The following is a 22,043-nucleotide window of genomic DNA, read 5'->3' as shown; positions in this document are numbered from 1 at the left end:
AGGGTAAAGCTGAATTATTCGGATTCAGGCTTGCCCCCCTTTTGATACAACTTCAGCTTAATAAAAAGCTCTTCTGTCTGAGTTCTGGCCCATGGCGTTTTGCGTAAAAACGTCAGGCTGGATTTGATGCTGGGGTTGGAGCTGAAGCATTTCAGTGGTATTTGCTTTGCTAAAGGTGCAAAGCCACCATAATGTTCAACTAACAACTCCAGAATTTGCTGTAGGGTAAAACCGTGCAGCGGGTTATTGTGTTGTGGCTGGTTTGGGGCTTGGGTTGCCATAGGGGCTTTGCTCTGTAATAGCTAAGGGCCGGAACTGGCCGTGATAATTTTCATCGTCTGTGACCATCATCAGGGCTGAACCCGGAACTAATGGACTGGGGCTGGCTAAACCTTCTACTTTAAAGCCATCAACTTGCCAGAGTACGGGCCGTTCAGCCATTAAGCTGATGGGTTGTTTTGAATTGGGGGTCACCAAAGCTAAAGGATAGACGGCGCTGGCAAAAGGGCCGTTGTCTGAGCTGTCCAGCACAGCGCTGGCCCAAAGTACGTCACCTTCCAGATGCAAGTCGGATATCACCCTGTTGTAGTGACGGTTTTTCAGTTTTGTTGGGCCAGTGACCTGAATTTTCTGGCTGTTCCACTGAATGTTTGCTGCGGCTAAATCCAGCTCACCCCATTGTAAAAAACCAGCTGCAGTGGCTGTGCCTCGTTCACCTAAAATCACCAGATAACGATTCACATCTTTTTTAGCGCAAGCCAAACCTTCGAAGTTATCGCCGTCTTGCTCCGGGCTATTGTCACGCTCAACAGGTAATTCAAAAGTGTTCAGTACCTGGGCGTAGGTCGGGAATACTTTGATATGAAACAAACGGCCAAAAGAGCCTTGCCAGGTGCCGCTTTCCGCTATTAAAAATTCGCTGTTTTTATCAGGCAGAGCACAGACAGATTCTAAGTCGTTGGCTGCCTGACCTGCAGGCCAGTTGGTGACAAATAAGCTTTGGGCTGTCAGTTGTTGATCCGCATTCAACTGAATTAAGGTTAAACGATCGCCCTGACGCTGAATTTTTTTATCCTGCACCGCCAGATAGCGGTTTTGATCCAAAGCAGCTAAACCACTGAGTGCAGGTAAAGAGGTTTGGGTTTTTGCTCTAAAAGGAGTAAACCACCGTGGGTCTGCCTGCATTTTAAACAGCAAAGGCGACATACGTTTGAACTTGTCGACATGAGTACCACACTGAATATTATCGGTGTAATGCTGTTTCCAGGGATCATTAATCAAATACACAGTACCGTCGTGAATAGTAATGGCTTCCAGTGCTGTTTGTACCAGCTTTTCGTAAGCAGGACAGAGGCCGCTGTCATCTGTGCTGACATAAAAACTCAGCTTCTGCACAAAAGGCGGAATACGGTTGGTTAAATCAAACACCCATAACTCGTCGTCATTGCGCGCTACCGCCATTAAATAACCCGGGTGGCCTTTAATAGGGCTGGGTAAAAACTCAATACCATTAATAGGGTGGTCTTTGTCGTCCAGCACTGGGAAGGTCAGGTTGGCGTCTATCACTTTGACAAAGTTATCGCGCAGCCAAAAATCCTGAGTTAAACGGGTTTTAAATAATTGCGGCTTATTGGCAATATCCTGTTCCAGCGCCAGATATAAATTCTGATGATCATCAACAGCTAAGCCTTCAATGCCATCGTTTGGATAATTACCTACTTTGGCTTCCAATGGAAACTGGACAGGCCGCACTGCCACTATTTCAGCTCGGGTTAAAGCGTTGTCGACCTGAATTTTTAACAACAAACTGGGGTAGCTGGTGGAGTTTGTCTGGCTGAATCTTTTTTTACACTCTGGGCTTAATTCATAAGCTGACGCATCTTCAGTGACCGTAATTAAACTGGTTTCGTCGATGCGATCCCAGGTCAGGGCTTCAAAGTCAGGTTTGTCACTCAGATACCCATAAAAACAGCTGTTTTTCAGGCTTTCGGCCACGGTAATTTGAATAGGCTGAGTCACAGATGCGCCTGTGGCCGGATCTATTCTGAATAACTTCATTCTGGTGCTTTCATGAGCACTTTGGTCGCCAATCACCACTAACTCACCTTTACGGAAAGTAACGCCCGATGTTTGAGGGTCCAGTAAGGTTTGACCTTCTAAATCAGTCAACCATTGGCCTTTCAGTGCCGTTTCTGCATTCAGATCCCCGCTTAAGCTGGCGATAGCCAACAAGGTGAACAAGGATTTGGATAAATTGATCACAGTCTTCGATCCATAATTCAGGGCATATTCAGATGGCGCCTAACATACGATCTACCAGAGTATTTCGCCAGCGAAACCCGATAAAAATGCTTTATTCGCCGAAAAAAAACACAATCATCTGATGAATAGCAGAGGATGAAAAGAAAAGCCACAGAATGGCGGTACCATTCTGTGGCTTTTTGATGTGTATCAAGCATTAACCTGAATAATTAACTCAGGTGAGAGCTTTTATCAGTACGCTTGTTCGTGAACGTCACGTACAGCACGACCGGACGGGTCTGTCATTTGTGCCATTTTTGCATCCCATGCCAAAGCTTCAGGGGTGGAACAGGCCACCGACTTACCACCAGGTACACAGGAAATTGCGCCTGTGTGTGGGAAATGCTCTTCAAAGATCACTCTATAGAAATAGGCTTCTTTGCTGTCTGGTGTATTCACCGGGAAGCGGAACGCTGCTGTCGCCATTTGCTGGTCCGTCACTTCTTTTTCGGCATGAGCTTTTAAGCTGTCAATCCAGCTGTAACCTACGCCGTCTGAGAACTGCTCTTTCTGACGCCATAAAATATCGTGCGGTAATAAGCCATCAAAGGCCTGACGCAAAATGTGTTTCTCCATTTTGCCTTTGCCACACATTTTGGCTTCAGGATTTAAGCGCATGGCTACGTCCATAAACTCTTTGTCGAGGAAAGGAACACGAGCTTCAATACCCCAGGCCGACATGGCTTTGTTGGCGCGGTTGCAGTCGAACATATGCAAACGGTCTAACTTACGTAAAGTTTCTTCGTGGAACTCTTTAGCGTTTGGCGCTTTGTGGAAATACAAATAGCCGCCAAAAATTTCATCAGAACCTTCACCCGACAACACCATTTTAATACCCATGGCTTTGATTTTACGGGCCATTAAGTACATAGGGGTTGAAGCACGAATAGTGGTTACGTCATAAGTTTCCAGGAAATAAATGACGTCACGCAGTGAATCTAAGCCTTCCTGCACAGTAAACAGCACTTCATGATGCACTGTGCCAATGCTGTCCGCTACTTTACGGGCAGCCACCAAATCGGGCGAACCCGCTAAACCTACCGCAAAAGAGTGCAGGCGAGGCCACCAGGCTTCGGACTGACCATCATCTTCTACGCGATTACGCGCAAATTGCTGAGTAATAGCAGAGATTAATGACGAATCCAGACCACCGGACAACAACACACCATAAGGCACGTCGGACATTAAATGGCTTTTTACACTGTGCTCCAAAGCGGCGCGTAATTCGCCCAAATCAGCCGGGTTGTCTTTAACTGCATCAAAACTTTGCCAGTCGCGCTTATAGTACTGCACCAGTTTGCCCACTTTGCTGTCAAAGTAATGGCCTGGCGGGAATTCCTGCATTTGTTTACACACAGGTACCAAGGCTTTTAATTCAGACGCCACATACAGCTGACCATGCTCGTCATGGCCGTAATACAGCGGAATAATGCCGATATGGTCGCGTGCAATCAGGTAACGGTTTTGCTCTGCGTCATACAGAATAAAAGCAAACATACCCTGCAGTTGGTCAATAAACTCAACGCCGTGCTGCAAATACAAAGGCAATATCACTTCACAGTCTGATTTGGTCTGGAACTGATAGTCCACTGTTAAGTTTTTCTCTAAATTCTTGTGATTATAAATCTCACCATTCACTGCCAGAATGTGATTTCGATTTGGATTAATCAGGGGCTGGGCGCCATTTTCAGTATCTACAATAGCCAGACGTTCATGCACTAAAATGGCATGGTCGTTGTTCCATACGCCTGACCAGTCTGGTCCACGATGACGTAATAATTTAGATAACTGTAGCGCCTGCTGGCGCAAGGCTTTAACATCAGTCTTGATGTCAAGCACCCCAAATATCGAACACATGATGAGTAACCTCTAATTAATTTAATATCATTGCCCTAAATAATACGAACGACGGGCAAACAAATTTTGGCAGTATGTACGTCTATACGTACCCCTTGAATTTGCCAGCTTACAGGAAAATTGCAAGAGGTTTTTTGCGCTTTTCACAGGTAATGCAGGTCGTAAGTTTTCACGGCAACAACGAGTTTTTCTTATTCATGCAAAAAAACAGCGTAAATCCCCGATTTGTAGCGCCAACAGAATGGCAACCAGAGCTGTTTTTGCAGCCTGGACTCTTCAGCGCTTTGGCTGCCACTTTTCCTTTAGCAGAGCAAAGGCATTTCCCATCGCCAGAGCAACTGACCGAATGGCTGCATCAGCGCACACCATTACAGGACTGGTGTTTTGTCGACAGCTCTGTGCTGGACGCGGATGGCCGTTATTACGAAGACTTTATTTACCAAAGCCGGCAAATTCCGATGCGCCTCAATAACTGGCATGACTTATTTGGTGCTTTGATTTGGTGTTTTTTTCCAAAAAGTAAGCAGCAGATGAACCGGCTGCATATGGAGCAAATTCAGCAGTTTGGCAGCAAAGAGCGCAGCAAAGTACGGCATAAACTGACCTTGCTGGATGAATGTGGTGTGATTATTTGCATCAAACCTTCACAACGGTTTTTACTGGACTTATTACGTAATCATCAATGGACTCAAGCCTTTTATCAGCATAAAGAGCTGTGGGCAGAGCTAAACCCAATCATTTTTGGTCATGCCAACTATGAAATGGCCACTAAGCCTTTTATTGGTTTAACCGCAAAATTATGCTGTATTGAATTGCCAGAAGGCTTGACCCGGCCAAACACAGAAGGTTACGATTTTGTTGATGATTTATTAGCGACTCAGCTTGTGAATGCCGACTTGCTACTTGATAATCAACAGCTTAGTCCACTTCCATTACTGGGAGTGCCGGGCTGGCATCAAGAGGCTCAGGATCTGGATTTTTATGCAGATACCAGTTACTTCAGACCAAAACGCCAAACGACTTAATACAAGAACAACAAAGGGAACTCTCGATGATTAAAATCGACGCGCTGGCTAAATCTTTTGCCATCAGCCGCGGCCAGAAACTGTCAGACAGCGAAAAACAGGATGTGCGCTACAGCAAAGAAGCCTTTCATTCAGTACGAAATGTCAGTTTTGATTGTGGCTCTGGCGAAGTCTTAGGTTTATTAGGCCCCAATGGCGCTGGCAAAACCACCACCTTACGTATTTTATCTACCGCCTTGCAGCCGGATTCAGGTTCTGTGCTGATAGAAGGTGTGGATGTATTAAAACACCCTGTGCAGGCGCGGAAAAAAATCGGCTTTTTATCCAGCAGCACAGGCTTGTATGGCCGCTTAACGGCTTATGAAAACATTGCCTATTTTGCCCGTTTGCATGGCATGAGCGAAGCTGCGCTAAAGCAGCGCATCGACGAGTTGTTTACGCTGCTGAATATGCACGACTTTGCCAATAGGAAAGCCGACGCTATGTCGACTGGTATGAAACAAAAAACCGCTATAGCCCGGGCCGTAGTGCATTCGCCCAAAGTAGTAATTCTGGATGAACCTACTACAGGCCTGGATATCATGACCACTCAGACAGTGCTGGATTTTATCCGCTCGTTAAAACAGCAGGGCACGCCGGTAATTTTTTCTACCCACCATTTGGATGAAGTGGCTTCTTTGTGTGACCGCGTTGTGGTGATCGACAAAGGCATCAGCGCTTTTTCCGATAGTTTTGACGCCTTTAAGGCATTAAGTGCCGATGGTGATTTACGTCAGTCTTTTATGACGGTGATTAATGCGACAGCAAGTAACAGGGAGCACAACTAAATGTGGCAAGTGTATTTTAAAGAACTGACTGAGTTGGTTCGTGATAAAAAAACCATGTTTTTCATCATATTGCTGCCGATCCTCGTCTTCCCTGTGCTTTTTGGCATTATGGGGCTGGTGGTGGCGAATGTGGCCAAACAAGCCGAAGCCGAAGAACACCGTTATGTGATTATCAATGCAGATAAGGCGCCTGAACTGACAGAAGCCTTGTTTTATCACAAGAATTTTAAAAAGGTGGAGTCTGATCTGACCGATCCTGAAGCGCTGAAACAAGCCATACGCGATAACCAATTTGATCTGGCTATTATCATTGCCGACGACTTTAGTGCAGATGCAAACAACCTGACGCAAAGCCAATGGAAAGTGATTTACAACATGTCATCTCAGCTGGATATGATTGATAAATATTTCAATGAGTTACTGCGTGATTACAGCAAAAAACTGCAACTGGCCAAACTGGATTCTTTAGGGGTAACAGCTGAAAAAGTAGATGCGTTATTACAGCCGGTGAAGCTGGAAAAAGTAAATACAGCCGAAAGCCGCGAAGATTTAGGTGAAAAAATAGGCGGCTTAATTGCTTATATCCTGATCCCTTTATGTTTAGCGGGTTGTTCATACCCAGCTATTGATATTGGTGCTGGTGAAAAAGAACGCGGTACTTTAGAAACCCTATTAATATGCCCGATCAGCAGAACCTCTATTGTGTTAGGTAAATTTCTGACTGTATTGACCACAGGCCTTGCTACAGCGCTTATTACCGTCACCAGCTTTGGTGGTTGGGGCTATGTGATCGGCTCTTTAATGGGCGTGGATATAGTGGCTAAAACTATGTCGACTTTAGGTGTGGCTGATTTGCTGCTGATCCTGATGATGCTTATTCCGTTGTCGGCTATTTTTGCGTCCTTGCTGCTGTCGTTATCTATTTATGCCCGCAGCTTTAAAGAAGCACAAAACTACATTGGCCCTTTAAGCATGATCGTATTTATGCCGTTAATTGTTGCTTTAATGCCTGGTGTTGAACTGACCTGGGGCATGGCCATGTTGCCCGTAGCCAACGTAGCGCTGGCGATTAAAGAGCTGATCAAAGGCACTATAGATGTAGGCATGCTGCTGGCCATTTTTGGCTCTACAGTGGTTATAGCTGCCGCTTTGCTGGCTTTTTGTGTCAGCTGGTTCCAAAAAGAAAAAGTACTGTTCAGATAAAATGGCAGGGCATGTTCGCTGCCTGATCAATGAAACTGCGGTACAGATGGACGGGCAGGGCAAGCCCAGCCCCTGCACACCCGCTGATTAAATGCAGGGGCGTCGTTGATCGGCGCCCGTCTTGTTTCTAATTCTGTTTAGTGCCTCCCCAAAGTAATTGAAGTTGCAGCGAGGCGACAAGTGATCGAGACCCCAGGAGCATAGTTTACCTATGTGACTGGGGCGAGGAACGTAGGTAACAAAGCTGTGCCTTTAAGTACGAAGGGGAGTTTTATGAAATTATTTGATGCCATTGTGAATCCCTACAACGGCTGCTACATAGGGCCGGAGCAACTGCCAGATACAGTGGCTGAGTTTGCCGGTCGTTTAGCTGCATCTGTCGATGCCTGGCATCACCACTATGCGCTGATCTGGCTGGAGTTACCGGCTTGCCGCGCCGAATTGATTTCTGTGGCACTGGAGCTTGGTTTTGCTTTTCACCACTGCACACCAGAAAAATTAATGTTAAGTAAAAAACTACAGGCCGACAGTTATTTACCTTCAGCTGCTACCCACAGCTTAGGAGTGGGTGCTGTGGTGTTATCCGCTTCGGGCAAAGTACTGCTGGTACAGGAAAAACCTTTCGAAGGCCGCAGCCCAGGTTATTTTAAATTACCAGGCGGTATGGTGGATGCCAAAGAGCATCTGGTGGACGCAGTCATTCGCGAAGTGCTGGAAGAAACCGGTGTTGCAGCAAGCTTTGATAGCTTTTTAGGGTTACGCCATCATCATCAGGGTCAGTTTGGCGCTTCTAACCTGTATATGGTGTGCCGCTTAACCGCCGAGGAAACAGAACCCACACCAGACCCCCGCGAAATTCTCCAGGCCCGCTGGTTCGACTGCGCTGATTATCTGGCCGACCCAAACGCCAGCCATTACAACAAGTTGTTGGTACAAACAGCGATATCGGGTGCTCGGTTATTCAGCCACAAAGTACCGGGTTATATGAAAGGGCCTGATGATTATGAGATTTTTACGGGGTAGGTTTTTGTTTAAAGCTATTTGGTTCAAAGGGAATATCAAACAATAGTTGAGCTATAGTGATCTAAGCATTAGGCTATCAGAGTAAAGACAGTGGAGCAGGAAGATGTTAAGTATCCAAATCGACAATCCAGAGTTGGAAGCCGAATTAAAACAGGCATATGGCAGTAATCCGCAGTCTGTAGTCAAAGCTTTTGCTGAGTTTGTGCAGGCCAGAAGGTTAGCCGAGGATATTCAAACTTCAGTGACAGAGTTGGAACAGGGCCAGGCACTCAAATCCTCTGACGTGTTTAAATCCATTCGTGCAAGGTATGAGTAAACTACAGCTCGTTTTTTCCCCACGCGCAAAAGAGCGTTTGTCAGAAATTGCTGAATATCTCTCAGGGCAGGGATTGCCAGATTCCTTCGTAGTTGAGTACCTGAATCAGTTTGAACTGTGGTTGAATAAAGTACTGCTTGAATTTCCTGAATCAGGGATTGAGCTTACAGAGTATGGCTATGGAATACGAAAGGTCTGTTACAAGAAGTACAGCTTTGTTTATCGTGTCACTGGGTCTCAAATAGAAATTCTCACCGTTTTTCGCGAGAATTTGCCATAAGTCAGATTTTAATTAGCCTCCAAACAACAGGCTAAAGCTTAGAGCTTTTCAAGCGCAGGATAGATTTCCTTATAGTGGGTTCAATTCGCTAAACTCATCGAATTCGATGGGTTTAAACTCAAATTCAAACAAAGCCATTGTCGATGCTGTTCCTGTTCAGTTATGGTAGTGCTAAAGCAAAATTCAGGGACAGAAAGTGCTTAGCATTAATCAGGATAAAAGATTATGGTTTATTGAGCTGATTGCCTGGTGGGAAGGCCGCATCAGCGCCAGTCACTTAATTCGCCAGTTTGGTATCAGCCGCACTCAGGCGCAAAAAGATATTCTTTATTACCACCAGCTGTTACCCGGCAACCTGCTTTATCACGCCAGTTATAAAGGTTTTCTGCCACAAGCCGCTTTTCAGCAAGCCTACATTTCCGGCGACGTAGTGGAATACCTGAACTGGATCAGCCATCAGGACGCCATTACAGAGGTGAGCACCGCTTTGCCATACACCACCTTGTCTTTGCCCAAACGCCAGGTCAGCGCCGAAATTATCCGGGTATTGGTGACTGCCATCCGCCAAAAGCGCAGGGTAGAGGTGGATTATGTGTCTGTCAGCAACCCCGACCGGCAAGGTCGCATTATAGTGCCACACCATTTTGTCAGCGCTGGCTTACGATGGCATTTACGGGCTTATTGCGAAAAATCTAAAGGCTTTCGCGACTTTGTCTTAAGCCGCTTTCGTGGCGTACCTGAGTTAATGGGTAAAACCTACATCAGCGCCGAACAAGACAGCGGCTGGACCACCGAACTTTGTTTAGAATTCCAGCCCGATCCCCGCTTAAAACCAACCCAACAAGAAGTACTGCATCACGACTACCAAATGCAAAACGGCAAACTCCTGATCCAAAGCCGCGCTTGTTTAGCCCAATACGTGCTGCAGGAAATGCAGGTGAACATCCGCGACATCGACATCAGCCCCGAAGCCCAGCAATTGGTTTTAGTGAACCTCAACGACATAAAACCATGGCTATTTGAAGAAAAATCATAAACTTACCAACAACCTGCACACTTAGTTTACAGGTGTTTTTGTACAGTGTTGTTAAATCAGGGAGAGAGGGTAGAGTGGTTATATTGAAAAGGAGATACAGCTGTGGATGATTTTTCACCGTCAGATTTAAAAAGTATTCTGCACTCCAAGCGGGCCAATATGTATTACCTGCAGCACTGTCGTGTGCTGGTTAAAGGGGGCCGGGTTGAATACGTAACCGATGAAGGTAAGCAGTCGCTGTATTGGAATATCCCCATTGCCAATACTACGTGTTTACTACTGGGAACCGGTACTTCTGTTACTCAGGCAGCAATGCGGGAGTTGGCGCGGGCTGGTGTTTTAGTCGGCTTCTGTGGCGGTGGCGGTACGCCGCTATTCAGCGTAAATGATGTTGAAGTAGAGGTGGCCTGGTTTAATCCGCAAAGCGAGTACCGCCCCTGTGAGTATTTGCAGCAATGGTTGAAGTTTTGGCCGGACGATACCAAAAGATTAAAGGCAGCTAAAGCCATTCAGCAATTCAGAATTGAATTCACCTTAAAGCATTGGCTTAAAAATAAGTATTTTATCGAAAATGGCTTTGTGGTCAGTGAAAGCCAATTAAACTCAGCATTGTCACGATTCAAGCAAGATGTTGAAGCCGCTGAGGGCACGCAACCATTGATGTTGGCGGAAGCTCGATTGACCAAGTTACTGTATAAAATTGCCTGCAATACCTTAGCGCATGACGACAGCTTTACGCGCGCCAAAGGGGGAAGCGGTATTGATCCAGCTAATCGCTTTTTAGATCACGGTAACTATTTAGCCTATGGTTTGGGAGCGACCTCCACCTGGGTTTTAGGTTTGCCGCATGGCTTTTCTGTGTTGCATGGCAAAACTCGTCGCGGCGGTCTGGTGTTTGATGCCGCCGATCTCATCAAAGACGCTTTGGTACTGCCACAAGCTTTTATCAGCGCGATGAATGGCGATGACGATCAGGAGTTCCGGCAACGCTGTATCACTAACTTTCAACAAGCAGAAGCATTGGATTTCATCATCGACAGCCTGAAAGGTATTGCAGCAGAGCATGGTGGTGAACGATGAACATTATGCTGGTATCGCAGTGCTCGAAAAACGCTCTTATTGAAACCCGGCGCATAATTGACCAGTTTGCCGAGCGGCGCGGTGACAGAACCTGGCAAACGCCAATAACTTTGCAAGGGCTGGATGTATTACGCAAGCTGTTAAAAAAGTCGGCTCGGCGCAATACCGCTGTGGCCTGCCATTGGATCCGCAGTAAAAATCATACCGAGCTGTTATGGGTAGTGGGTAATCAGCGTAAATTCAATGTTGATGGTGCCACACCAACTAATATGACACTGCGTAATATTTTGCGAAGTGAAGATGAAAATAGCTGGCATAACGCCGAAGTAATCGCCTTACTGGCCGGTATTGCCGGTTTATTTCATGATTTTGGTAAAGCCAATCTGCTGTTTCAGCAAAAAATAGATCCCAAAATAAAAACGCCGGGTTATGAGCCTTATCGCCATGAATGGGTGTCGCTGCGGCTATTTCAGGCATTTTCTGCCGGTAAAACAGATAAACAATGGCTTACTGAATTAGCCAATATTACGGCTGAATTTGAACACAGTGTATTAGCAAAGCTACATAAAGATACGCCGGAGGAGAGTTGTCCAGAGCCGTTTGCCGGTTTAGCACCAGTCGCCAGGTTAGTCGCTTGGCTAATCGTATCTCACCATAGATTGCCTATTTTTCCGGATAAAAAATCTGATACCAAACCTGTGTTTGAAAACATAAACAGCTGGCTGAACAATTTTGATGTGTTATGGAATTCTGTAAACAGTGCTGAGAGTTGTGAGCAGCAGCGACGTGAGCAAAACTGGTTATTTGAATATGGTACGCCTTTGCTCAGTGCAACCTGGCGCCAGAAAGCCAGTGAAATTGCACAAAGAGCACTGAATTGCGGCAGGTTGTTTGAAGATGATTGGTTTGAACAGCGATTTACCAGTCATATCGCACGGTTGGTACTGATGTTGGCTGACCACTATTACTCAGCACAAGAGCCGAAAGAAAAATGGCAAGATACAACCTACAAAGCTTTTGCCAATTCCTACCGTGAAAATGGTGAGCTTAAGCAAAAGTTAGATGAGCACAATATTGGTGTAAGCCATAATGCCTATTTACTGGCCAGAAATTTACCGACCTTAAAAAATACCTTGCCCGCGATTACCCGGCATAAAGGTTTTAAACAACGGGCCAAGCTGGATAAGTTTCGCTGGCAGGATAAAGCCTATGATTTGGCTTGTTCGGTACGGGAAAGCAGCGTCGTTCAGGGCTTCTTTGGTATCAACATGGCCAGTACCGGCAAAGGTAAAACCTTTGCCAATGCCCGTATTATGTATGGTTTAGCTGACGAAAAACTGGGGTGTCGTTTTAGCGTGGCGTTGGGACTAAGAACTCTAACGTTACAAACAGGTGATGCGCTAAAAGAGCGTTTGCATCTTACTGATGATGACTTGGCCGTATTGATTGGCTCTGTTGCAGTTCAACAGTTGCACGATATAAGTAAGCAGGCCCTGCAAGCCGAGCAGGCTGTTAGCAATAGCCCTACAGGCAGTGAGTCGTTGGCCGATCCGATAGCAGAGCACCTGTACGTAAGTTACGAAGGCAGCGTATATGATGGCCGCTTAAAAGACTGGTTAAACAGCAGCCCGAAGCTAAATCAACTGGTGAGCGCACCGGTACTCGTAAGCACTATTGATCATTTGATGCCAGCAACCGAAGGTGTGCGTGGAGGTAAGCAAATTGCTCCTATGCTGCGGTTGTTAACGGCAGATTTGGTGCTGGATGAACCTGATGATTTCGATACCGCCGATTTACCCGCGCTATGTCGGCTGGTGAATTGGGCCGGAATGTTAGGCGCCAGAGTGCTGTTTTCATCTGCCACCTTACCGCCAGTGCTGGTATGTGCCTTGTTTGAGTCCTATCGCACCGGCAGAGAACACTTCAATACAGTGAATGCTGCCGGTCGGGCACAGTTACCTGTTGTCTGTGGTTGGTTTGATGAATTTACCGCAGTAAAAACCGAGTGTGCGGATAAAAAACAGCTAATGCAGCAGCATTTAGCATTTGTAGATAAACGGATAAAGTCGTTGGCTATTCAGCCTGTGTTGCGTCAAGCCAGTTTGCTGGAGGTCACAGCCAATAGTAATAATCCAGATCTGATCATCAGCCAACTGGCTGGCGTTATTCAGCAAAGTATTTGTCAGTTGCACAGGCAGCATCATCAAGTAGCACCTGGCGGTCGAAAAGTATCAATCGGCCTGGTACGTATGGCCAATATTAATCCTATGGTGGCTGTGGCTAAACAGTTGCTACAGATGGCAGTGCCGGCTGATTGCCGTATTCATTATTGTGTGTACCACAGCCAATATCCGTTAGCAGTGCGTTCTGCTATAGAGCAAAAGTTGGATGCTGCGCTGACCCGTTACACTACATCGGCGCTGTGGCAGCAAGCTGAAATCAGCCAGGCATTAGCGCAATACCCAGAAAATAATCATCTGTTTGTTGTCTTGGCTACGTCTGTCGCTGAAGTCGGGAGGGATCACGATTATGACTGGGCAATTGCAGAACCTAGTTCTATGCGTTCACTTATTCAGTTAGCTGGGCGTATTCAGCGGCATCGCCAGCAACCAGCAAACAGCGACAACCTACTGATCTTGCGGCAAAATTTCAGAGCACTAAAAGCATCCACAGATCGTTTTGGGAAGCTGAAACCGGCATACTGCCAGCCTGGCTTTGAGCGAGACGATTTACGGCTCGATAGCCATGATCTTAAAGAGATTTTGCCTGAAGAATCTTTTCTGGCTATCAATGCATTGCCGCGAATAACTCAGCCGTCATTAATGCCATCAAAGATATTAAGCAGCCTTGTGGTGTTTGAACACTTTTCGTTGTTTCAGAATTTGTTTCCTCAGCCCGACATGCCGTTACCTAAAAACGTTATATGGCCACCTGATTATGCCGCAAGGTGGTGGCTGCATGACGCAACCTGGAGCGCTGAATTACAAAGGCGCAAGCCATTCCGTAAGTCATCCCCTGATGAGCCCTATTGCTTGATGTTGTCTGATGAAGACGAAGAACCGATATTTACGCGGATTAATGATGCTGCCTGGCCATTGGAATATATCGAAGCGGAAAATTTTGTCACTGAGACTTGGCATCCAGTTCAAGGCAATCACGCCTGGTTTACTCTGGATGCGTTGTCGGTTTATCAACAGCGTGCAGAACAAATGGGGCTCACGCTTGAAGACGTGAGCAAGCAGTTTGGTGAGATCCGCTTAAGAGTAAAACAAAATGCCGAAAAGTGGCATTACCACCCGGTTTTAGGCATTTTTCAAAATTTATAGCCGCAAGGAGGTGTTATGCAATATGAAGGGTTAGCAGCTGTAATAGCTGATTACATAGACCAGCGAAGGTTGCAGAAGCTGGAGCTGATCGAGAAAGAACTGGAGAAAGCGCTGAAAGGTGTTGAGGATGATGATAAGAAAGCACAAATCAATACTGAGTTTTCCCCTCAAATCCTGCAAATGAATCGACAGTTTAATACGCAGCATTGGTTAGATGATGCTGCAAAACGCGCTAAACAAATCAGCCTTGTCACTCACGCTCTGAAGTTTACCCATGGCGATGCCAAAGGCAGCAGTGTGTTGTCACTCGAATATATGGAGGATGCGGATTACCTCGTCACAGCCAGTTTATCTAACTTGGCTGTTGATGCAGTTGGTAACGCAGCAGCGTTAGATGTTGCCAAGCTACTACAGTTGGAATTTGAAGGGCAGAGCTTGGCTCGGGCATTAACAGGTGGCGATTTCAACGCTCTTGCTGTATTCAGCGAAAATCAGACACAACTCAAAGAATGGGTTGAAGGTTTTAAGTTAGCGCTTGCAGATAAAGCCTTGTCATCTCATACCTTAGCCAAACAACTGTATTTTCCTGTAGTCGATGGTCAGTATCACCTGCTTAGCCCTGTTTTTGCTTCATCTTTTGCTCACCAGTTCAACGGCAAAATAACTGCCGTACGGTTTGGTGATGACCCAAAAGCCATTCGAGAGGCGCGTAAGGCTGGTAAATTCCATGACAAGCCAGATATTCGTTTTATAGATACTGCAATGAAAAGCTTTGGTGGCTCTAAGCCACAAAATATTTCTCAATTGAATAGTCAGCGGGGCGGTAAAACCTACTTACTCAACTGTGCACCGCCATCCTGGCAATCGACGTTAAAACCACCGTTCAATGAACAATCGATATTTTTTGGCCGTGAGTTTAACCGCCGGGTATGGCGTGATTTACAAGAGTTGCAGCGTTATTTACTAAGCATAAAAGGGCGCGACAGCACGTTAGAGATCCGCCGTAATATAGCCGCTTATGTAAATGATCTTATTGATGGATTGCTGAATTATGCGGCTGAAGTGCAGGGCTTAAGCGAGCACGCTGGTTGGAGCTCGCAGAATTGCAAGCTAAAACTGGCTGAACAATTATGGCTGGACACCTGGTGCGAGGATCTGCAGTTTCAGCAAAAAAGGGCAAACAGCAACTGGCAGCAAGATATTTGTCTGGCCTTTGCTGGTTGGTTAAATAATAAACTTAATAATGCATTGAAAAACGATGGGTTAGTGTTTGGTACTGTGCAACACCAGCATTGGGCAAAGTTGTTGTCGCCCCGACTACGTGATTATGAGCTTGGCACAATAGTATTTTCTGCAGGTAAGGCACAAGCGGAGGCTGCAGTATGAGCAATTATATTTTGCTAGAACATATCAAAGTCCAAAATGCCAATTGCATTGCCGGTTTTACTTATGGTTTTCCGGCCATTACCCATTTCCTTGGCTATACCCACGCGCTTTCGCGTAAGTTACAGCAAGAGTTTGGTGTTGAACTAACCGGCTGTGCCGTGGTGTGTCATCAACATCAGGTGCAGGCTTATCAGCCCGGTGGTTGGGGCGATTATGTTTTTGCCTTAACTCGTAACCCATTAACCAAAGAGGGTAATACGGCACCTATTGTTGAAGAGGGACGGATGCACCTTACCGTTTCACTGATTCTGGAATCCAATAAAGCATTTAGTAGCAATCAGCAACAGCAAATTATTGAAACACTTACTTTGTTAGCTCAGCGACAAAAGCTGGCAGGTGGCCAGGTTATTAATCTGAAAGGCGTTAGTCTTTACAGCGATGATGACGAGCAGGCGTTAAGCCGTAAGTTACTGCGCAAAGTGCTGCCGGGTTTTGTATTAACTGATCGCTCAGAACTGTTAAAGCGGCATTATCAGCAGTTAACCGCAGCTCAGCCAAATGCCACTATGCTGGATGCCTGGCTGGATTTTTCTGCGTTAAGTTATCGCGCTGTTGTAGACGATAATGTTGATACTGCAACAGAGCCTTGCCCGGCGATGTGGGAAAGAGTACCTAAACCGGATAAAGGATACTTAGTGCCTATAACTACAGGCTATAAAGCGATTTCGGCACTGCATGATGCAGGCGCTGTCGCTAATAGCCGAGATCCGCAGTATCCCTTTTGCTTTGTCGAATCAGCTTATGGTGTTGGCCAGTGGTTAAGCCCGCACCGAGTCCCCGATGTACGTGATGTTATCTGGCGTTATCGGCAGCAGGGGCCATGGTATCTATGTACAACGAACACTACACAAAACACATTAAAGCTGCATCCGGAGCAGGACGCCGCTTTAGCTGAAATCACAGAAACCGAACTTACTTACTTCTGAAAAGGAACTTAGCTATGACTACTACTTTAAAAACTGCATCGGTACTGGCTTTTGAAGCCAAACTGGCAAATTCAGACGCTATTATGGCCAGTGGTAACTGGGACGAACGTGGTAATGCAAAAAGCTTTTTGCCAGTGACTGTTAAAGAAAAAGCGGTGCGCGGCACTATTTCCAACAGGTTGAAGTCGGCTTTGGCAAGCGATCCTGCAAAGGTTGATGCCGAGGTGCAAAAGGCAAATTTACAGACTGTTGATAATGCAGCGCTGCCTTTTGAGCACGATACCCTTAGAGTTAGCTTTACTTTAAGAATCATTGGTGATTTAGCAACACCTTCCACCTGTAATGATCCTGAATACCAGCAGGCACTGGCCACTATTATCAATGGCTATGCCGAGCAAACCCAATTTACTGAGTTAGCTAATCGCTATGCTGCCAATATTGCCAACGGCCGCTTCTTGTGGCGTAACCGGGTGGGAGCTGAAGCAGTAGAGGTTCAGGTAACGCACGGTAAAGAGCTCTGGATATTTGATAGTCAGCAGTTTGATTTACACCGTTTTGCTGAACCGACTGGCGATGTCGCAAAATTAGCTCAAGTGATTAAACTGGGGCTGACAGGAGAGAGCTTCGCGCTGATTAAGGTACATGCCTTTGTGAAACTCGGGGCTGGCCAGGCGGTTTATCCGTCTCAGGAGTTGGTCATGGGCGGCGGTAAAGGTGACAAAAGTAAGTTTTTATACCAGTTAGATGGTGTTGCAGCCATGCACTCGCAAAAGATTGGCAATGCGCTGCGAACTATCGACACATGGCACCCTGAAACCGCCGAGGTAGGTGCTATAGCAGTAGAACCCTACGGCTCAGTAACCAACCGTGGTAAGGCTTATCGCCAGCCAAAAGACAGTATGGATTTTTATAAACTACTGGATGGCTGGGTTTTGAAAGGTAAAACACCAGCGTTGGAGCAACAGCACTACATTATGGCCATGTTTATTCGTGGTGGCGTGTTTGGCGAAGCCGGTTAAGAGGAGCTGATTATGGATAGGTATATCGAAATAACGGTATTGCCAGACTTAGAAGCCGATGCCAGCTTTTTGATGAATAACCTGTGCTCGAAATTGCATGCGGTGTTGGGGCAGGTAACCATGGGCAAAGTAGGGGTTAGTTTTCCAGGATATGCTCAGGCTGGCAAAAACCTTGGTACTAAATTACGAATTCATGGTAGCGCAATTATGCTGGAAAAGTTGATGGCTGAAAATTGGCTGAAAGGACTCAGAGATTACAGCCAATGCAGCGCAGTACTTCCTGTACCAACGGATGCTAAGCAGCGCTATTTTGCCAGGCGGCAGTTGAAAAGTGCGTATAACAAACAACAGCGATCGGTGAGCAAAGGTTGGTTAACGCAAGAAGAAGCCGTAGTACAAATTAGTGAGCAGTCGTCAAGATTGCTGAAGTTGCCATTCATACAATTGACCAGCCGTGGCAATAAACAGCAAATGAAAGTGTTCATCGAGCAAGGACCGATAGTTGATCATCCCACAAAGGGCGGTTTTAACTCCTATGGTTTAAGCCGGTTATCTGAAAAAGTAACGGTACCCTGGTTCTAACCCTTTTTCTTACGACTAGCTGCAGCCTTTGTAATCTAAGGGCTGCTTTTTCGTATAGTAAAAAGGGTTAATTAGCAAATAACGACTATAGCTCTTTAACAATCAGGTTCTTAGTGCTTAAATGCACTAGTTCACTGCCGAACAGGCAGCTTAGAAACAAACGCAACCATATCTGATCCAGTAATTAACGTTCACTGCCGAACAGGCAGCTTAGAAAAGCATAACGCTGGATTTTCTTTGTGTGCTATCGTTCACTGCCGAACAGGCAGCTTAGAAATGCAAATATTGTGATGAAAGACGGGAAATGACGTTCACTGCCGAACAGGCAGCTTAGAAATTCTGACCCTATGCAACTAACTAAGCCTGAAAGTTCACTGCCGAACAGGCAGCTTAGAAATTTAGCGTTTACCGTGGCGTTCATATCTCCGCGTTCACTGCCGAACAGGCAGCTTAGAAATAAATCAACTTGATGCACACGACTGTCATTGCGTTCACTGCCGAACAGGCAGCTTAGAAAATTAACTGGTATGGCAGTATCTACCATTGCTCGTTCACTGCCGAACAGGCAGCTTAGAAAGTGATTTTGCAGCGTTTATGCTGGTTGCTTGTGTTCACTGCCGAACAGGCAGCTTAGAAAATGATTAGCGCATAGTCGTATACCTGATTTGAGTTCACTGCCGAACAGGCAGCTTAGAAATTAATCACTGAAACGCCAGAAAGTGAAATACCGTTCACTGCCGAACAGGCAGCTTAGAAAAGAAGATAACAAACGAACCACAACTTCATCAGGTTCACTGCCGAACAGGCAGCTTAGAAAAGTGAACATGAGCTGAGCGCCGTTCAGGTTGTGTTCACTGCCGAACAGGCAGCTTAGAAAACAACTTCATCAGTTGAGGCATATGCGGTAGTGTTCACTGCCGAACAGGCAGCTTAGAAAAACAGCTGACACCACATCAAACGCAAACGGGTGTTCACTGCCGAACAGGCAGCTTAGAAAGCTGGCATTCTTGATTGCTTGTGCTCCGCCCTGTTCACTGCCGAACAGGCAGCTTAGAAATTAACCGCATTGCGGTAATCAATCGCGGCCTGGTTCACTGCCGAACAGGCAGCTTAGAAAAGACGGCCCGCGACTTTGCCAACCAGAACCGTGTTCACTGCCGAACAGGCAGCTTAGAAAAAGCAAAGCAAATTGAACTTGCAGCGCCTAAAGTTCACTGCCGAACAGGCAGCTTAGAAATGTGCTGTAAATTTTATACTCTGCTCCAAAACGTTCACTGCCGAACAGGCAGCTTAGAAAATCATCAACAAAATAAAAAACCTCAACACCAGGTTCACTGCCGAACAGGCAGCTTAGAAATAGGGAAAGCTCGCGCTTGCCGCTTTCAACGTGTTCACTGCCGAACAGGCAGCTTAGAAATACATCGTCGAGTCCTGCACCTGTCTTTGCAAGTTCACTGCCGAACAGGCAGCTTAGAAAAGAGAGTTGGCCGATTTGCTGCCAAAGCAGTAGTTCACTGCCGAACAGGCAGCTTAGAAAAAGAAACAGGTGTAGGCAATCAAAACGCTTTAGTTCACTGCCGAACAGGCAGCTTAGAAAGTGATACTGTTAGCTTCTTCTCGGCCTTTTATGTTCACTGCCGAACAGGCAGCTTAGAAAACGGCAACTGCGTGACCAATGAGTCACTAAACGTTCACTGCCGAACAGGCAGCTTAGAAATCTATGCCTTATGCGGTTTTGCCGTTTGACAAGTTCACTGCCGAACAGGCAGCTTAGAAATGTCCTTGCAATAAACGTGCGCCTTGTTGTTAGTTCACTGCCGAACAGGCAGCTTAGAAAAACGCATTTAATGTCATATTCGTTATTGTGGTGTTCACTGCCGAACAGGCAGCTTAGAAAAACCAAAGCGGGATAACGTCAGGGAATACAGGTTCACTGCCGAACAGGCAGCTTAGAAAACGCTCCATAGCTGCTACAGCTTCGTTTTTAGGTTCACTGCCGAACAGGCAGCTTAGAAACAGCAACGTATATCCCCTTGTGTTATCCACGCGTTCACTGCCGAACAGGCAGCTTAGAAAAGAGCAAGAAAAGGCAAAGTCTACGGCCGTTAGTTCACTGCCGAACAGGCAGCTTAGAAAGCTTCGGTGATTCGGCGGCGCGTTGAGCCTTCGTTCACTGCCGAACAGGCAGCTTAGAAAAGCCTTAACGCCTGTCTGAGTGCCGACAAGTAGTTCACTGCCGAACAGGCAGCTTAGAAAAGCGACCAAACCAGTCAACCATAGACGCACCGGTTCACTGCCGAACAGGCAGCTTAGAAACATATCTTGAACGGCCTTGTGCTTATTCCAGAGTTCACTGCCGAACAGGCAGCTTAGAAAGCACAAGCGCCCGTGTCTTATTTGGAGGATGGGTTCACTGCCGAACAGGCAGCTTAGAAAAAGCTCCTTCTGGCCCTCCCTGTGTTCTTTGGGTTCACTGCCGAACAGGCAGCTTAGAAAAACGGGATAATAACGACTGAGCGACACTATCTGTTCACTGCCGAACAGGCAGCTTAGAAAACGGACGAAGAAGGCGAAGATCCAGAAAAAGAGTTCACTGCCGAACAGGCAGCTTAGAAAACTGAATGCCGTTGATTATGGTGTCTTGGTTTGTTCACTGCCGAACAGGCAGCTTAGAAAATGTAGAAGTCCAGCCCTTTGTTGATGAGTCCGTTCACTGCCGAACAGGCAGCTTAGAAAAGTCAGCAAATGAGCTTAGTGCGCCACCCACCGTTCACTGCCGAACAGGCAGCTTAGAAAAACATCACTGTGCTTGCCAACGTGCTTGGACGGTTCACTGCCGAACAGGCAGCTTAGAAAAATTTACCGCCCATGCGATCAAATAACGTATCGTTCACTGCCGAACAGGCAGCTTAGAAATGATGGCGAACACCGCCTAGCTTTGTTGGATCGTTCACTGCCGAACAGGCAGCTTAGAAAATCCCTTACGCGAAAGAATAAAGCAGAATAGCGTTCACTGCCGAACAGGCAGCTTAGAAATATGACTTAGACGCCACTCGTTTAGAATCGATGTTCACTGCCGAACAGGCAGCTTAGAAATCAATCATTGGCGTAACTTTGTTGCAGCGCCTGTTCACTGCCGAACAGGCAGCTTAGAAATGTCTGCTCAAGACCTTCTTGATGAATGCACAGTTCACTGCCGAACAGGCAGCTTAGAAAAGTCAGCGCAACAGCATCACCATCAACTGACAGTTCACTGCCGAACAGGCAGCTTAGAAACGATTGTGGGCCTAGTGCAGAGGTTAGCCCTGGTTCACTGCCGAACAGGCAGCTTAGAAATAGTTTGATGTACTACAGTGATGAATTAGACCGTTCACTGCCGAACAGGCAGCTTAGAAATGACCGATGTTTATAAACTCCGGATGCACCTGGTTCACTGCCGAACAGGCAGCTTAGAAATCCAACGTTTTGCACAAGGTTTCTAGCGTCACGTTCACTGCCGAACAGGCAGCTTAGAAAAAGATGGAAGAAATCTGCCGGCGTATTTACCGGTTCACTGCCGAACAGGCAGCTTAGAAAAATAACAGCACCAGTCTGAGAATGCACTGCAGGTTCACTGCCGAACAGGCAGCTTAGAAATGGCTCATTTGGTGGCCAGCGTCTGAACTGTAGTTCACTGCCGAACAGGCAGCTTAGAAAAACTGGACTGGTGGGCGTGCGAAAACGTCACCGTTCACTGCCGAACAGGCAGCTTAGAAAGCCAACTTTCGGTCTATCTCCGGCTTGGTCATGTTCACTG

At 46.4% G+C, this 22,043-nt stretch carries 16 protein-coding genes and 1 CRISPR repeat array (1 of these 17 only partly in view); of the genes, 13 read left to right on the top strand and 3 right to left on the bottom strand.

Annotated elements, in window-relative coordinates; translation table 11 throughout:
• Positions 1–14: 14 nt before the first annotated feature.
• The 3 genes from RHEIN_RS09715 to asnB all read right to left on the bottom strand — a co-directional run bounded on the left by RHEIN_RS09715 (position 15) and on the right by asnB (position 4,158).
• The gene (locus RHEIN_RS09715; protein ID WP_008898800.1) at positions 15–281 is read right to left on the bottom strand and encodes a VF530 family DNA-binding protein; all 267 of its coding nucleotides are present in this window, start codon (positions 279–281) and stop codon (positions 15–17) included.
• Positions 244–2,262: a hypothetical protein gene (locus RHEIN_RS21110; RefSeq protein ID WP_008898799.1), complete on the bottom strand. Its 2,019-nt coding sequence runs from the start codon at positions 2,260–2,262 to the stop codon at positions 244–246. The genes RHEIN_RS09715 and RHEIN_RS21110 overlap by 38 nt, the downstream gene beginning before the upstream one ends.
• Positions 2,263–2,493: 231 nt before the next feature.
• Positions 2,494–4,158, bottom strand: a complete 1,665-nt coding sequence (gene asnB / locus RHEIN_RS09705) for an asparagine synthase B (protein WP_008898798.1) — start codon at positions 4,156–4,158, stop codon at positions 2,494–2,496.
• A gap of 260 nt (positions 4,159–4,418) precedes the next feature.
• Here asnB and RHEIN_RS09700 point away from each other — a divergent pair, with 260 nt between their 5' ends.
• The 13 genes from RHEIN_RS09700 (at position 4,419) to cas6f (ending at position 18,247) form a co-directional block, all read left to right on the top strand.
• Entirely contained in the window at positions 4,419–5,183 is a 765-nt protein-coding gene (locus RHEIN_RS09700; protein ID WP_237704353.1) for a DUF3025 domain-containing protein, read from the top strand.
• Positions 5,184–5,209: 26 nt separating this feature from the next.
• Positions 5,210–6,010, top strand: coding sequence for an ATP-binding cassette domain-containing protein (locus RHEIN_RS09695; protein ID WP_008898796.1), 801 nt, complete (start codon positions 5,210–5,212; stop codon positions 6,008–6,010).
• The gene (locus RHEIN_RS09690) at positions 6,011–7,213 is read left to right on the top strand and encodes an ABC transporter permease (RefSeq protein ID WP_008898795.1); all 1,203 of its coding nucleotides are present in this window, start codon (positions 6,011–6,013) and stop codon (positions 7,211–7,213) included. It begins immediately after the preceding gene.
• A 273-nt stretch (positions 7,214–7,486) separates the two neighbouring features.
• Entirely contained in the window at positions 7,487–8,236 is a 750-nt protein-coding gene (locus tag RHEIN_RS09685) for an NUDIX hydrolase (protein WP_008898794.1), read from the top strand.
• Positions 8,237–8,339: 103 nt separating this feature from the next.
• Positions 8,340–8,552, top strand: a complete 213-nt coding sequence (locus tag RHEIN_RS09680) for a hypothetical protein (protein WP_008898793.1) — start codon at positions 8,340–8,342, stop codon at positions 8,550–8,552.
• The gene (locus tag RHEIN_RS09675; protein ID WP_040554899.1) at positions 8,545–8,832 is read left to right on the top strand and encodes a type II toxin-antitoxin system RelE/ParE family toxin; all 288 of its coding nucleotides are present in this window, start codon (positions 8,545–8,547) and stop codon (positions 8,830–8,832) included. Before RHEIN_RS09680 ends, RHEIN_RS09675 begins: the two co-directional genes overlap by 8 nt.
• A gap of 196 nt (positions 8,833–9,028) precedes the next feature.
• On the top strand, positions 9,029–9,868 hold the full coding sequence (locus tag RHEIN_RS09670; RefSeq protein WP_008898792.1) for a helix-turn-helix transcriptional regulator: 840 nt from the start codon (positions 9,029–9,031) through the stop codon (positions 9,866–9,868).
• 102 nt (positions 9,869–9,970) lie between these two features.
• Positions 9,971–10,948 carry a type I-F CRISPR-associated endonuclease Cas1f gene (gene cas1f, locus RHEIN_RS09665; RefSeq protein WP_008898791.1) on the top strand — a complete coding sequence of 326 codons (978 nt, stop codon included), beginning with the start codon at positions 9,971–9,973 and terminating at the stop codon, positions 10,946–10,948.
• On the top strand, positions 10,945–14,274 hold the full coding sequence (gene cas3f / locus RHEIN_RS09660) for a type I-F CRISPR-associated helicase Cas3f (protein WP_008898790.1): 3,330 nt from the start codon (positions 10,945–10,947) through the stop codon (positions 14,272–14,274). Before cas1f ends, cas3f begins: the two co-directional genes overlap by 4 nt.
• A gap of 15 nt (positions 14,275–14,289) precedes the next feature.
• Complete coding sequence (csy1, locus tag RHEIN_RS09655) at positions 14,290–15,660, top strand: type I-F CRISPR-associated protein Csy1 (RefSeq protein WP_008898789.1); 1,371 nt, start codon at positions 14,290–14,292, stop codon at positions 15,658–15,660.
• The gene (gene csy2 / locus RHEIN_RS09650; RefSeq protein WP_008898788.1) at positions 15,657–16,646 is read left to right on the top strand and encodes a type I-F CRISPR-associated protein Csy2; all 990 of its coding nucleotides are present in this window, start codon (positions 15,657–15,659) and stop codon (positions 16,644–16,646) included. Before csy1 ends, csy2 begins: the two co-directional genes overlap by 4 nt.
• 14 nt (positions 16,647–16,660) lie before the next feature.
• Positions 16,661–17,665 carry a type I-F CRISPR-associated protein Csy3 gene (gene csy3, locus RHEIN_RS09645; RefSeq protein WP_008898787.1) on the top strand — a complete coding sequence of 335 codons (1,005 nt, stop codon included), beginning with the start codon at positions 16,661–16,663 and terminating at the stop codon, positions 17,663–17,665.
• Between the two features lie 12 nt (positions 17,666–17,677).
• Positions 17,678–18,247 (top strand): type I-F CRISPR-associated endoribonuclease Cas6/Csy4, encoded by a 570-nt coding sequence (cas6f, locus tag RHEIN_RS09640; RefSeq protein WP_008898786.1) that lies wholly within the window; start codon positions 17,678–17,680, stop codon positions 18,245–18,247.
• 129 nt (positions 18,248–18,376) lie between these two features.
• A CRISPR array of direct repeats spans positions 18,377–22,043; the repeat unit is 28 nt; unit sequence GTTCACTGCCGAACAGGCAGCTTAGAAA (it continues 6,203 nt past the right edge of the window).

The sequence above is a fragment of the Rheinheimera sp. A13L genome (assembly GCF_000217935.1).
Taxonomy (GTDB): Bacteria; Pseudomonadota; Gammaproteobacteria; order Enterobacterales; family Alteromonadaceae; genus Pararheinheimera.
The sequence above is the reverse complement of the archived record's forward strand: the minus strand, read 5'-3'. Positions and strand labels throughout refer to the sequence as shown.